General features: G+C 36.2%; 13 protein-coding genes. 8 read left to right on the top strand and 5 right to left on the bottom strand.

Features of this window, described 5'->3' with window-relative positions; all coding sequences use genetic code 11:
• The first annotated feature begins 72 nt into the window (after positions 1-72).
• On the top strand, positions 73-1,722 hold the full coding sequence (locus tag BTN98_RS18190) for an adenine nucleotide alpha hydrolase family protein (RefSeq protein ID WP_065190006.1): 1,650 nt from the start codon (positions 73-75) through the stop codon (positions 1,720-1,722).
• A gap of 80 nt (positions 1,723-1,802) precedes the next feature.
• Here BTN98_RS18190 and BTN98_RS18185 read toward each other — a convergent pair whose 3' ends face one another.
• Positions 1,803-2,336: a DUF2726 domain-containing protein gene (locus BTN98_RS18185; RefSeq protein ID WP_065190007.1), complete on the bottom strand. Its 534-nt coding sequence runs from the start codon at positions 2,334-2,336 to the stop codon at positions 1,803-1,805.
• Positions 2,337-2,760: 424 nt separating this feature from the next.
• Positions 2,761-3,420, bottom strand: coding sequence for a prepilin peptidase (locus BTN98_RS18180; protein ID WP_065190008.1), 660 nt, complete (start codon positions 3,418-3,420; stop codon positions 2,761-2,763).
• Between the two features lie 534 nt (positions 3,421-3,954).
• Here BTN98_RS18180 and BTN98_RS18175 point away from each other — a divergent pair.
• The 7 genes from BTN98_RS18175 to BTN98_RS18145 all read left to right on the top strand — a co-directional run bounded on the left by BTN98_RS18175 (position 3,955) and on the right by BTN98_RS18145 (position 10,353).
• On the top strand, positions 3,955-5,712 hold the full coding sequence (locus tag BTN98_RS18175) for a DUF6884 domain-containing protein (RefSeq protein ID WP_065190009.1): 1,758 nt from the start codon (positions 3,955-3,957) through the stop codon (positions 5,710-5,712).
• A 425-nt stretch (positions 5,713-6,137) separates the two neighbouring features.
• Positions 6,138-6,812, top strand: a complete 675-nt coding sequence (locus BTN98_RS18170) for a transglutaminase-like cysteine peptidase (protein WP_065190010.1) — start codon at positions 6,138-6,140, stop codon at positions 6,810-6,812.
• Positions 6,813-7,071: 259 nt separating this feature from the next.
• Positions 7,072-7,401, top strand: coding sequence for a hypothetical protein (locus BTN98_RS18165; protein ID WP_065190011.1), 330 nt, complete (start codon positions 7,072-7,074; stop codon positions 7,399-7,401).
• Positions 7,402-7,586: 185 nt separating this feature from the next.
• Positions 7,587-7,892: a hypothetical protein gene (locus BTN98_RS18160; RefSeq protein ID WP_065190012.1), complete on the top strand. Its 306-nt coding sequence runs from the start codon at positions 7,587-7,589 to the stop codon at positions 7,890-7,892.
• Between the two features lie 81 nt (positions 7,893-7,973).
• Positions 7,974-8,369: a hypothetical protein gene (locus BTN98_RS18155; RefSeq protein WP_065190013.1), complete on the top strand. Its 396-nt coding sequence runs from the start codon at positions 7,974-7,976 to the stop codon at positions 8,367-8,369.
• A 39-nt stretch (positions 8,370-8,408) separates the two neighbouring features.
• Complete coding sequence (locus BTN98_RS18150; RefSeq protein ID WP_065190014.1) at positions 8,409-8,891, top strand: hypothetical protein; 483 nt, start codon at positions 8,409-8,411, stop codon at positions 8,889-8,891.
• Positions 8,892-8,976: 85 nt separating this feature from the next.
• Complete coding sequence (locus BTN98_RS18145; RefSeq protein ID WP_065190015.1) at positions 8,977-10,353, top strand: DNA cytosine methyltransferase; 1,377 nt, start codon at positions 8,977-8,979, stop codon at positions 10,351-10,353.
• Positions 10,354-10,571: 218 nt separating this feature from the next.
• Here BTN98_RS18145 and BTN98_RS18140 read toward each other — a convergent pair whose 3' ends face one another.
• From BTN98_RS18140 to BTN98_RS20540, 3 genes are all read right to left on the bottom strand, one after another.
• Complete coding sequence (locus tag BTN98_RS18140) at positions 10,572-10,991, bottom strand: hypothetical protein (protein ID WP_065190016.1); 420 nt, start codon at positions 10,989-10,991, stop codon at positions 10,572-10,574.
• Positions 10,992-11,063: 72 nt separating this feature from the next.
• On the bottom strand, positions 11,064-12,362 hold the full coding sequence (locus BTN98_RS18135; protein WP_065190017.1) for a RepB family plasmid replication initiator protein: 1,299 nt from the start codon (positions 12,360-12,362) through the stop codon (positions 11,064-11,066).
• Between the two features lie 728 nt (positions 12,363-13,090).
• Positions 13,091-13,231 (bottom strand): hypothetical protein, encoded by a 141-nt coding sequence (locus tag BTN98_RS20540; protein ID WP_162843101.1) that lies wholly within the window; start codon positions 13,229-13,231, stop codon positions 13,091-13,093.
• Positions 13,232-13,901 lie beyond the last annotated feature (670 nt).

Raw genomic sequence — 13,901 nt, 5'->3', positions numbered from 1 at the left:
GCAATATCCCTAACAAGGCGAACGTAAATGTTCGCCTTTAACTTATCCAATATCCTATCTGGAAAATATCTAATGATGAACGAACAACGCCGAAAGCTAATCCTTGATACTCTTGATCTTCTTGGTGTGAACTGGCGCGACTATAAACTACCCAACCATGATGATGTTGATTGTATTCACATTGTTCCAGTTTCGGGCGGTAGTGACAGTAAATGTATGGCTATGATCTTGCCAGCAATCTTCCCCAAGAAGCGTTTTTTCTTTGTCTGTACTGATACTGGTGCAGAAGAAGAATCCGCTTACGCTGAGTTTGAAGAAATTTCAGAGTGGGTTGGTACGAAAGTACATGTTGTTAAGCCAAGTGAGGGTCTATTTGATCTAATTGAACGCTTCAATGGCTTTCTTCCTAGCGGTCAAGCTCGGTACTGTACTCGTATCTTAAAGCTAGAAAGCATGGATTTTTGGCTTGATGCTAAATTCAAACGCATTGCTAATAAGGTTAATCTTTATATTGGCATTCGTGATGATGAAGATCGTTTTACTGACCTATCTAATGATGAAGAACGTGCTAATTGGGTATTGCCCCGTTATCCGTTCATTAATCTTGGCATGGCACGTACTCAAGTTTACGGCCTACTGGCTGCTACATGTGGTATTTCACCCGTGTACAAACACGCTTCACGCTCTAGCTGTGGCTGCTGTTTCTTTAAGCGCAATAGTGAACGAGTGATGCAGTGTGTGGAAGCATACAGTGAGTTTTCCAAAACTGCTGCTTACGATAAGTTATGCCCTGCTGATACGGATAAGCTGAACAACTCAATAATGTTTAATGCGATCATGAAGAAGATGCCAAACTACCTAATTGGTAATCATCATCTACATAATCCAAACATGCTGATTGCCAAACCAGTTAGTACATTAACTGAAAGTGAAGCGAACCCAATTAAGCCAATTAAGCAATCAAAAAACATTACCAATTTAGATTTGTTTGATGCGTCGGTTAACTATAATAACGATGATGTTGATACTATTTACTTTGCAGTGATGTTCCTTGTTACGCCTGAGTCAACCTATGACGCATTCCGTGGCAATGGCGATATGTTTAATGGGGTTTACTACTCTAAAATTGTTAACTTCTCACATAGCTTCAATGGAATTAGAAGTAGCCTTGCTTATGTTTATGAGCAGATTATTTCTACTGCTGAGTTGTACGATGAAACCCAAGAATCAATGCTTACAAACATGCGAATTGGTATCTATGAAATCAAAGTGCAAAAAGGCAATTTGACGTTAGATAAGATTCAAAGTGAAAGTTACACATGGGGTACAAACGGTTTAAGTTACAGATCAATCGAACAGAACGTAACTATGATGCATTTCATTCTTGTTCGTGAGGGTGAAAAAGAGCATTTAGATAACCTGCGAGTAGCCTTAACTAAACGTTTTAAGCAAGCAAAAGAGTATGTTGATTTTGAAGATCGCTTACTCGAAAAACAAATAATCGTTCACTCTGACTTGTATCAGCGTTATAAGGCGGCTAAAACCAACTTTGCACGTAAGTATGATAAAGATGAGCTTAATCTTGGTGAGGTAACTTGGTCTGGTATGTTTGAGAACATTGCACTTGATCGTTTACCGTCCGAGATAAGAAAGCAACGATTAAAGGATAAAGCGAAAGGAAACATTGAGGGCGAAATTGCTTGCCTTGCATGTAGCCTGTAGCAATCTAAATTATTAAGTAAAAAAATAGCCCGTTACATTCCTTGTGGAGTGTAACGGGCTTTTTCGTTATTAAATGTTGATTATGAATTAATCATTGATGTTAATTCTTCAATATCGTAATTTTGCTTTGGTAATACTTCGTGTAACGTAACATTGGCACTTTCACACGCCATTCTAACAAACTCGTCACGCTCAACGCGGTCTTTACGATTATGACTTGCATCATTAAGTTCTACGGCACAGATAAAACTCATATCACTAACATTGCAGATTACAAAATCGAAGTGCTTTTGACTGATCTTTGAAAAGTGTCGATGCCATACTTTGCTATTCCCTTTACGTGTTACACCAACACCCAAAACATCAGCAATTCTAACTTTCGGGCAAACAACATATTCACTAGGAGTTGCTTGCACTAGAGCTTTGTAAAACTTTAGCTCTGCAGGTGTTACCAATGCCTCGATCTTTGTGTACTGGTACTCTGGTTCAGCAGTTATATCTTCCTGCGTTTTTTCTGGTGCTGGAGCTTGAGATGAAGATCCAGTTGTAAACGCAGAAAAAGCAATTAACCCTACGATAACAACGATAACAATTACTAAAACGGTGATGCCCATATATAACCTAATGTTCAATTATAAGAAATGGCTATGTTAATTTAATATCTTTGAGCGAAGACATTTAGTACATCAATGGTATTGAAACACCCACAATTTAACCTTTAATGAAGTAATGAATCACAACTGGATTTTCATACACGACCCATTCAGCAGCACAAAATAAATATAAATACAATATCTAAAATACACTACAATAACACCCAATAAGTATTACTTAAATATACTTTAAATATTACAAACAAGAAAACACCAACCAATATTCAATAAGTTAAATAAAATTAACCTAAAATGCAGTATTAAAAAAGTATTACAATAGCTTTATATAAATATTGAACAAGTATTGTAATAGTTGTTCTTTAGTGTTTATTTAATATTAATTATAAAAAAGCGTCCATGATGGACGCTCTGGTTAATTGGATAATCAACTTAATAGTGATAGAAACATATCTACAATATCACCGCACAGAACGTAAACTACTGCACCAGAAGCCAAACCGATTCCGAATGGGAATGCACCGTTTTTGTGTTTCTTTGATGTAAAGAAATATAATGCAGTAATGAAGCCCACAATAACTGCTACTGCCATTGTTGCGATTAATGATTGAACACCAAGCCAAGCTCCAATTGCGGCAAACAACTTGAAATCACCATGCCCCATACCCTGTTTTTTAAATACAAAAACACAAAACATATTCAATGACCATAGCGACATATAACCGATTGTCGCGCCCCATATAGCATCTACTGGCGATAACATTGAGTATTTAGTACAAGACAACAATAGACCAACCCATAATAGCGGTTGGGTTATATTGTCGGGTAAAGTCATGGTGTCGTAATCTAGCAAGCACAGTAACCACAGCATCAAGCCAAAAAGCGCGAATGAATAGAAGTTAGTTGGATCAACATTAATTTGTAGTGCGGTAACATATGCAGCAAAAACAACACAGCTTACGACTGTACGTATACTAATTAATTTTCCAGCATCCAAACTTTCATTAATAACAGTTCGCCACTGATTAGCAACGATAGAAGTAAGGCCACCAGCAACAAAGCCGCCAGCGATAATAGACATAATCATCTTTAGTTCCTCATTTTGATAACTACATCATAAATCGTCAGTGATATTTACTGTTGATTAGTAAGTTCACCATTTTTATGGGTTATTTCATTCAACTCCGCTACAATTCGTCACCATTAAAGTACAAAAAACATACCGCCATGATTTACAGAAAACCGTAAATATTTATCAATAACCATGAAAAAATGCTAATAATTTATATGAATCATCATTAACCACAAAAAACCATGATTAACCAAAAATAATTATTACGATTTAAGGTGAGTTTTTTGTCTGAGTTCGTATTGTAATCAGATTTATTAACTATTAATCTACCTGCTCAATAACAGCATCTTGCGGTGAAAGCTCCGTAATCAACTCTGAGCATCTAACTCAAGTAAATCTATCCATATCCCCTGTATTTATCGAACCAAAAAATGAGTAGCGATTTCTCAAGCGCATACACATAAAAACCACCAACCTTAATTTTTACCAACAACCCAATCAAATAGCGCAAACGCATTGCGTCTACAACAAAATCAATGGAATTATCTAATGAACAATACAAAACCATTACTTATCATCAACTGTAGTGATTTAAAGAAACTCGGAGTGCATACCGCATATGATTTGTACCAGGGAAAAATATTTTCTCTGATTAACTCGAACTGCCGTGATATACGTGAATACGCAGATGTTTTAATTCTGTCAGCCAAGCACGGTTTAATTACTGCAGATGCACAAATTGCACATTACAATCTTGAAATGCCCAATATTGGCACTGTGGAAATGAACGAGTTTATTAATACTCACAAAAAATCGGCAACCGCACTACTTAAAGAAAAGTTAACTAAAGGTCGTGATTGTTACGTATGCCTAACGCTAAAGTATCAACATGCATTCGATCACCTAACTGAAAATGGCTTAAAAACCAGATTTAAAGGGCTTAATTATCTTTATGTCTCACGTAACTGTGGTGGTATTGGCTATATGCGTGGTCGAGTGAAAGGCATCGTTAATGCCATAGTTAACAAGTCTTGCATTAAGCCTGTTATCTTCCGCTCTGGGGTGGCAAATGCTGACGAGGCAATTGGCTATTTATCTGCTGGCTGCAACATCGGTACGTCACTCGCCTATTTTGAGTCCAAACCTTTCCTACCTTACTTCATATCCAATTCGCTAAAATCACAATATTCATTCATTGATAACGGTGTAATTACAGCGATGAACAAAGGTGAAAACGTCACTCCAAATGATGTTTTTGCAAATTACAAAAACATCATAGACCGCCTAACAGTAAAACAAGCGAGTAGGTTATCTGTAGTCGTCCCTGACGACATGTTGTTTCCAACAAAAAGTCTAAAAGTCGTTACGGATCATGCTAAAGCAATAATTGCCCTGGCAAACCGTTGCCAAGTAATGATCGTTGTACATAAGTGCGGGAATGTTGTTAATCATGCGACTAACATGCTTGAGGCTCTTAATTATCATCCAAATATCACGCTTGGCGTACCCTCACGTTTGAGTATTGATACTGGATTTGAGGGTTTAGATAAGATCCATCCACGCCTTTCATTATCAGATATAGAAAGATTGCTGGAAATGAAAGTACCAATCAAACCTAACAGTAAAGTTAAGCGTCCTGTGTGGCGTAGAGTGCATTTCTTAGGCTTGTGTGAAAAGTCGGGTCAGGCATATATGGATAGATTGAACCTTGCGGCTCAATACGGCTATATGACACCGCACTTTGATACTTGTCGAACGCCAGCGTTAATCGGTAACGAGAAGAAATCAAACTTGCTAGGCACTAAACTTCTTCGCTTATCTAAAAACATGATTGAGCATAATCGTGTAGTTAACGATGTTTGTTTCAAGTCACATGATATTGATAGCGAATGGGATGAACCTGTTATCTATGAGGCTATGACTGAATTGTTAAATCGTTCTGTTAGTGTGTATCTACATAATTGGAATGCAATATTTAAAGGAACAGATTTGGCATTTACAGTAAGTGAGCAGTCAAGCTATATGTCGATGAATGAAGATGATGCAATTGTCGAGTTAGATGATTTACTTTGTCGAATTGATCCTGCTTTTTTAACTCAAAAAGCCAAGCCGCATTTTTGGATGAAGTTTTGCGAACGTAAGCATGAGTCAATTAGCATTGAAAGACGTATAGCTGCACTTTGCAAAGCAATGATATGTGATAAAAAACCTGTACCAGTAATGCTACCTGTTGAGTTTAATCACACACTACCCCAACCCCTCCAAGGGCAACCATTCTATCTACCTGAGTTGAAATATATACAATAGCAATAGCTATTAAATATATTTGTAGCCCTACATAAATATTGTATAAATATTACATTTGGACAAAAGCAATCATAACCCGTTGTTTTTACGTATATAGTAATATTAACACAATACTAATAATTGAATTAATTATTATTACTTACAGATATTTCGTTGAGTAACTTTAAATATTTCAAAATCCACGATGCGCCCTTGGGCGCATTTTTTGTATCTGAAAAATTTACAGCGATGAAAAATTAAAAAATAAAGCAATTAAAAACAGTGACTTACGGGTGATTGTATTAAATGAAAAGTAAAATTGTTAATTGAAAAATTAAAGTAAAAATTTTTTTTATATTTTTTACAAATCAGCTTAGGTGACGCTTACCGAAAACAAATTTAAAAATTATCATAGTTATATTGTTATGGAATCCAAGGTTAAGAATATGAAAAATAAACATTTTTTAAGTTTAATAAGGAAAGCCCTTGTTGGCGCATTATTAATAACAACAACAGCACCAGTATTGGCAGCTAATTCATTTACGGCTAATACAGATTACACGGTTAAGTACGGCTCTAATGCACAAGTACGACTTGATCGCCTAAATGTTCTAATGGCAAAACATGCGAACTCACCTATTGAGACAAAGCTAATCGTAGTTAACGACTTCTTTAATGCGTTTGCTTACCGCGAAGATTCAGTTTTATGGGGGCAGGATGATTACTGGGCTTCACTTATTGAATTTCTTGGTGTGGGTATGGGTGATTGTGAGGACTACGCAATTGCTAAGTTAGAAGTGCTAACTCGCATGGGTGTTGATAAAGAAAAGCTACGCCTAATATACACAACAGCAAACGGTATAACACCGCACATGGTACTAGGTTACTATTCTAATCAATCTACTCGTCCTCTTATAATGGATAACATACATAATGAGGTTCTTCCTATGTCTGTACGAGCAGACTTAAAGCTGGTGTATTCATTTAACGATACTGGTATATGGGTAATTGTAAACGGCAAATCTAAATTTGCAGGTAACTCTAAACGCTTATCTCTATGGGGTGATGTGAACACTCGTACAGCTATGCGTTTGCCTACTGAAAACTATAAAATTATCTAATCAATAATCAAGAAATTTAATTATGCCAATATTATCAAAAGAACATCATAAAATGGGCTACTTATGGGTAGCCCCATCATTTGAAAATGTAAGATTTTTATTTAATCAATAGCTAAAAAACACTATAACAATAATAATACAATACTCTAGTAATACTGTAAGATCACTTAACCCAATGATTATTGGTGTAAATAGTGGCTTTACAATACTACTTAAATATTAAAGCAATAGTTAAGGGCTAGATAAAACAAATTTAAACATGAAAAGATTAATCGGAATAAAATTAGAACATATTGAAGCATGCCTTGCTGTTCACTCTTTGCGTGATATACCTCAGTTAAATCGTGATGCGGTACTATGGGCGGCAAAAAACGGACAAAGCTCAAGTGTTGCTGCAGCTCGATCTGGCATTCATTATAAGATGGTTTCAAGAGCAGCTACGAAAGTGCTAGAAACACACCAGATAATGATGCAAGCGTATTTAGGTATAGAACCCGATCCAATAGCAATGCATGGCAACACAAAAGAAGCAAAAGCAATACGTAAAGAACGCAAAGCTAAGTTGCTGCAATACAATTTAAAAAAGTAAATTTGCCAACGATCACGCTAGCTATTATCATTACCATTCTTCATAACGGCATCTTGCGGTGAAAGCCCCGTACTCTACTTGTTAAACTATCTAAACATTCCCAACTGTCCAATATTGCACCATGAACTACAGTCAGTTCGTGCGTTTACCTATATCTATTAAATTACCTATCAGGAAATACTACTATGTCTATCGACTCTAAAATTAATAACATCATTGAAATTGCAGAAACATTCCATAATGTTGATTCTCAATTTCTACTCGCAGCACTCAACAAGTGTAAGAATATCTTTGGTCGTGAATTTTCACTTAAAAATGAACTATTTAATGTGAATGGTACATTTAACTATGTGTTATCGCATGTGCCAGCGCATTATCTAAACGATCACCTTACCTGTATGAGTGATGATGAAGTTATAGCAGTTGAAAGCAAGTTTGAATCTATGCTTGATGGTTTTTATAACAAGCATGGCTACCTACGTGCTTTTTGATTTTGTAAACAACAATATCTAACGTAGTTACCAGGGCTAAGTTCTTAGCTTTTGTTCCAGCAATCTATAAGCCAATCCTCCATGCTTAATAATTACCTAAACCCCAACACTTACTTCCATAAAGAGATTAATACTGCTAACAGCCTTGCTCAACAAAAGGGCATTAATGTTGATTCATTTACAGAACATCAACAGCTCGCAGCATTGTTTGCTTTTAACTGGCAATCAGATCTTAACGATTACGAACGAACAGAGTTTCTTAATTCATGCCCGTTTACTAATCGTGATAGCTACGAATATCGTGTTTACTCAACAGTCTGTACTTCAAGAACTGGCGTTACATTTACTGATCACAGCGTATCAGTATTGATAAATAACAGTCACGATAACCAAGCGACACAAGATCTCACGATTCATGTTTATAAGGTACTTTGCGAATTAAGTTATAACGAGCTACAAGCACTTTGCTTTGGCTAAACAAACATCTATCTAATAATCCCCAAAAGGAAAAACCTAATGCCTCTATCTAATATCACACCTAAATTCGTTCTAATCACGCTTGTATACGATGATAACGAATCATTTTCATCAAGTGATACCTTTGCTTTAAGTAATCATACAGGGCTTACACAAGCTGAAATTGAGTTTGAAATAGAGCCTCTATTTAGATTCGCAACGTATGACTACGGCAAGTACCCAAAATCATCTTTCATTCCGAACAAATATGGCTTACCAACATTGAGTCAAGTTGAGTTCGACATTTTGGAAGATGATCGTGATAACCCATACCATGCAATCTCAAATGTAAATTTCACCAATGAAACCATCGCACCAATTGGTAATGATATTTCCGTTGTGTTGGACGCTTACAAACAGGGTGGCATAAAGGAATATCACGAAAAATATTTAACTTGCGTGAATGGCTTACGTTGTGAGTACAAACACCGATTAACTATGCTAGATAAACTAGCGCAAAATATTCAAAACGATCTGCAGTAACACTCAATCTCCAATCTCTAAAATCCAATAATCTAATATCAAGGTCACTTTCCAGAGTGACCTTTTATCCATCAGGAACAATCTAATGAAATTTCTAATCAATACTAAGATCGGTCTAAATCGTGGCAAAAAGCGTCTATGGCTTGAAGGAGTTCGCCTTGCACGTTGCGGCTTCAATGTGGGGGCAAACATCGCTGTTGATGCTGCTGGTGATAAGTTAACGATCAAACGTGATGCTAACGCAGACAAGATTGTTAGTAAGCGTAAAAAGCGTGAAGAATACTTACCGATCATCGAAATTACTGGCTCTAAATTAGATGCTTATAATGTTGATGAAAATGTACGTGTTCTTATTACACCAAAAGGCATCATTGTTAGTCGAACGACTAGCGATACCGCTAAGAAAGAAATGCTTTCTCAATTAGTTAATCGTGTAAAAGAGGGTAAACCATTACGTGTTTGTTCACTGTTTCACGGTGGCGGTGTGCTTGATAGTGCAATTCATGATGGTATGAGTAACGCTGGTATCAAGTCTAAAATAGCTTTAGCTGTTGAGTGTGAGTCTGCTTACCTCGATGCCTCACTAAATAACAATCCTCACTTGTTTGATGAAAATAGTGTCGTGATTGAATCAAAAGTGCAGTATGTAAATTCAAACAACGCAGATCGTTATGACGTTATTTCGATGGGTATTCCATGTACAGGTGCCAGTATTGCTGGAAAATCGAAGAACAAGATCTCTGCTGCTGAACAACATGCGGAAGCAGGGACGATGTTTCACTACGCACTTAACTTTGCACTGAAAGCACCAATCGTTCTAATTGAAAATGTAGTTGAGTATGAAAAAACACTGAGCTTTAGTGTTATTCGCTCAGTTCTTGAGGAACAAGGCTATAAGGTACAAACGAAAGTAGTTAATGGAAATGAATTTGGTGCATTCGAGAATAGAAATCGTCTTTGTGCAGTAGCTATGCTTCAAGAACTCGCTGATTTATTCGATATTGATGAAATCGTACCTGATACTAATATTCAAGTGCCTTTACTTGGTGAGTTAATGGATGATGTACCAGAAGATTCTACTCGCTGGAAAACATTTCAATATATTATTGATAAAGAGGTACGTGATAAAATGGCTGGTAAAGGATTTGGTCGTACTCTCTTAGATGAAAATAGTAAGTATTGCGGTGTAGTAGGGCGTTTGTATCACAAGTGCCGTTCAAGTGAGCCGTACATTAAAGCTAAATTTGATGATGTACTGACTCGACTGTTTACACCAAACGAACATGCACGGATCAAAACAATACCTAACCGATTAATCAACGGTGTGTCTGATACTATCGCACATGAGATTCTTGGACAGTCCGTTATCTTTAACGCTTTTGTAAAGGCGGGTAAGGTGATTGGTGAAACTATATCTAATTTCGCAAATAGCAGTTTTACTTCTTTTAAGTACGCTGCGTAAGCATTATTACTCATTAAAGTAATAGTGCCACACATGTAAAAAAGCCTCGCATTCTGTATGACTACAGATAGCGAGGCTTTTTTTATATCTACAATAATATAGAAAAAGTATTAAAACAATATTACTAATCATGGTTATTCAATGTAACCTATTGACTTTATTATATTACACTTCTACACGTAATATTTTTACAATATTATAAAACAATAATTTAAGTATTAAAACAGTTCATCCATAACTTCATTGCCGTAGCTTAAAGCTATTTGGGTATCATGAAATTTAGTGCAAATAGATAAGTCATTAGGTAGTGACAATTGCTTTTTTATCAAAGATTGATATTTATTTTTAAGCAACTTGGTATCAAAAATAAAATCTTCATTCACTTTCATAATCTGGCTGAATTTTGATTGATTGTTACTGAACGCCTCATAACCGCAATACATAATAGTCTGTAAATCTTTGGAATACTGCTGGTGGTTTCGAGAAGTAATTTTGCTTTCTGCAATTTCAGAAAATAGATTTAGTTGTGAGTGGACAATCACACTTTGCGGATCAGTTAAACCTGATAAATCGACAGTACCGGCATGAGCAAAGTTGGTAGAAAAAATGGTTGCAAGAGTTAGCGCGTAAAGTTTCATGTTGAGCCTCGTGTACTTTTATTAGGCTCATATTACGTTGTCACGCGCTAACTAGCGTTTTTAGTGTGAAAGCTATTTTTTAAAGTATTTATAGAATTTCTCTATTGCTTCATCTACGTCATTAGAGAAAAACGGCTGCGGCTTATCTGTCATGCTTTCGATAAGTTTTCTTGTAGTTATATATGAGTCAATTGCCAGTTTCCATGTGTTAACTTGCTCTTGTGTAACATCAAGGATTGCCGATACTTTATTTACCTCAATAATCGTTTGTGCAAGCGAGTTCATTACTGGCGACATTGTTTCCAGTAGTGGGATTGATTCATCCTTAACCTCTGGTTTTTTCTCTTTAATAGCCTTAACAACAGGGTTCTTTACATATTTCAAACAAAACCGAATACCTGTAATTTTCTTTTTAACTCGAATTAGTTCATAACCTTTAGGTTCAGCACCCTCAGCTTCTGGCTTATCCGTGGCAACCCAATAACCTTGCGATTTACTTAGCAACTGCTGAAATGCTGGCTCAATAACACGATGCTGTAATGATTGCATACGAGGATAAAGGGGTACTTTTTCAAAAATTTCTGTTTTCGGATTGTATTTCAGAACATGATCACCGTAGCGAACACTATTATCACCACGCTTTATGGCATCTTCTACATCTTTGCGTGAATACGTCTTGTAATCACACGCGAACGTAAAACGGAAGTCTTCAATACTCATGGTCATGCCATTTACATGACGTTTGTTCTTACTGATTACTTCAAGTAATTTCTGGCTGTAACCACCATCTAGCTCAGTCCAAATAGAAAGATCTGTGTCAGAATAACCTTTTGAATGATCAATCAGTTTAATTGCAGCATCACGGTCGATTAATATCTCTAATACACCACCAGAAATTTCAGCTTTTGGAATAATCACATACATCTTAGTGACTAGCTTACCTGCGGCATCACGATCTTGTTCATGTACTACTCGTCCCATTATCCCTTTTAATGCTCGACCAATAATACGATGGGTTTCGTAATCAATACTGCCAAACATTTTCTTAATAATGTCCTGCTGAAAACGAACGGCCAAATGATGTTTAGGTAGTGTGTCTGGATCAGGACGAAAATTATTGTAGTGAGCTCTACGTTCATCTACTGACAATTCAGTAACGGACATTTTTCCGTTGATTAGGTCACTTTCATATAATTCATCGCGCCATTGCTTAATTTGTAAAAGTAATAGCGCAACAATCTTACGTTGATTCTTATTTAGTTCCTGACGACCAAATAAAAACTTAGCAGGAATGATATATCTCAATTCTTCTGGCATACGATAAAGCATTGTTTGTGGCTGTTCACTTGTAGCACTTAGCTTATTACTCATAGTCATCCCAAACTTAAAGATTTTTATTATTAGAACGTCATTTCAACATGAGTTAGGTGTGTCGTCAACAATTAAAGCAACATTGCAAACAATCAATGTTGCTATATTTATCACCAAAAAACCACAATCTAACATAATCATTTATATTCAGATACTTATGGAGAATAACATGTTTTAGATCACATAAGATATGACAACATCAAAGCCGATAATCTACAAGTTCACGAAATCATGCAAGCTAGACTTGATAAAATATAACTTATTGATAAACAATCGTTTGCTAAATTCTGCACAACATATATTAAACACCTAACACACAATAACAAAACATCTAAGCTAATAAATACTAACAGTAAAGACAAAATCGGCATGGTTTTTTCGTAAACAGGCAAATCAACGGGATTTTGTTGCTGTATTTGACAACAGCACTAAAACAACTACTTGTTTTTTGAGCAGTAAGTGATCTACTGCTGATTTCCCCCCCCCTACAAAGCTGATATTTTCGGGATTTTGTTGCTGTATCTTTGTTTGGCCTATTTCCAGTGCTTTTTGTGAGCACTATCGGAAAATATGACCGTTTTTTGTTTTCGATTGCATCACGTTTCAGGATTTTGTTGCTGTATTTTCGTTTCGATAGGGTAACTGACGAATAACCACGGGATTTTGTTGCTATATTTTTTCATTATCCACATGTGGTAACGGCTAAAAAAAACCAATAAGAGCACTTATCACTCTAAATTACGGGATTTTGTTGCTGTATCTTCGGGATTTTGTTGCTGTTCAACGGGATTCTGTTGCTGTATCGCGGGATTCTGTTGCTGTATCGCGGGATTCTGTTGCTGTATCACGGGATTCTGTTGCTGTATCACGGGATTCTGTTGCTGTATCCTCGGGATTCTGTTGCTGTATCTTCGGGATTCTGTTGCTGTTCAACGGGATCTTGTTGCTGTTCAACGGGATCTTGTTGCTGTATATTGCCTGATTTTAAATATTAATCAGTAACTTAAAATCAGACAAAGCTTAAAGTATAAAGTAAAGCTTAAAGTAAAGCCTAAAGTACCTAAAGTATTAAAGCGTTAAAGTTTAAAGTTTAAAGTAAAAATAAATAAAAGATCTTTAGAGCCATTTTTTTAAAATTTAAAACAGCAAAAACAAAAACACACGACCAACAGGTATATACAAACACGATCCCACAGAAGATCCTGATTTGGATCTTAAAAGATCAACTGCTAACTTTTACTTAAATTATCTCTTGTAAGCGATTTTAAGAGCCACCAACAATATAGCCCTAACTTGATAGCCTAATTTGGGTAATCAAGCCTTAGATTAGCTCTCAGGGCGTTTTAGAGCTATATGAGAGGTGACTACTACGCATGATCTTTTTATTATGCAGAGAGTGATAAAATCATCCTGTAGCGTGATTTAAGACTTTTTGTGATGATCTGAACTTACCATGTCGAGCTAAGGGCTTTGGGGCTTGTGCAGAGCGATTGAGGCGTTCGTATGGCGTGTTTGATGGTGTGGAGCAGGGAGAGTTGT

This window comes from Photobacterium aquimaris, from assembly GCF_002954455.1.
In the GTDB taxonomy this organism is placed as follows: Bacteria; Pseudomonadota; Gammaproteobacteria; order Enterobacterales; family Vibrionaceae; genus Photobacterium; species Photobacterium aquimaris.
Note: the sequence above shows the minus strand (reverse complement) of the source record. Positions and strands in the feature narration are given on the sequence as shown.

Coding starts and splice junctions, on each gene's coding strand:
- BTN98_RS18190 (WP_065190006.1), top strand. CDS start 73: ATGATGAACGAACAACGCCGAAAGCTAATCCTTGATACTCTTGATCTT.
- BTN98_RS18185 (WP_065190007.1), bottom strand. CDS start 2,336: ATGGGCATCACCGTTTTAGTAATTGTTATCGTTGTTATCGTAGGGTTA.
- BTN98_RS18180 (WP_065190008.1), bottom strand. CDS start 3,420: ATGATTATGTCTATTATCGCTGGCGGCTTTGTTGCTGGTGGCCTTACT.
- BTN98_RS18175 (WP_065190009.1), top strand. CDS start 3,955: ATGAACAATACAAAACCATTACTTATCATCAACTGTAGTGATTTAAAG.
- BTN98_RS18170 (WP_065190010.1), top strand. CDS start 6,138: ATGAAAAATAAACATTTTTTAAGTTTAATAAGGAAAGCCCTTGTTGGC.
- BTN98_RS18165 (WP_065190011.1), top strand. CDS start 7,072: ATGAAAAGATTAATCGGAATAAAATTAGAACATATTGAAGCATGCCTT.
- BTN98_RS18160 (WP_065190012.1), top strand. CDS start 7,587: ATGTCTATCGACTCTAAAATTAATAACATCATTGAAATTGCAGAAACA.
- BTN98_RS18155 (WP_065190013.1), top strand. CDS start 7,974: ATGCTTAATAATTACCTAAACCCCAACACTTACTTCCATAAAGAGATT.
- BTN98_RS18150 (WP_065190014.1), top strand. CDS start 8,409: ATGCCTCTATCTAATATCACACCTAAATTCGTTCTAATCACGCTTGTA.
- BTN98_RS18145 (WP_065190015.1), top strand. CDS start 8,977: ATGAAATTTCTAATCAATACTAAGATCGGTCTAAATCGTGGCAAAAAG.
- BTN98_RS18140 (WP_065190016.1), bottom strand. CDS start 10,991: ATGAAACTTTACGCGCTAACTCTTGCAACCATTTTTTCTACCAACTTT.
- BTN98_RS18135 (WP_065190017.1), bottom strand. CDS start 12,362: ATGAGTAATAAGCTAAGTGCTACAAGTGAACAGCCACAAACAATGCTT.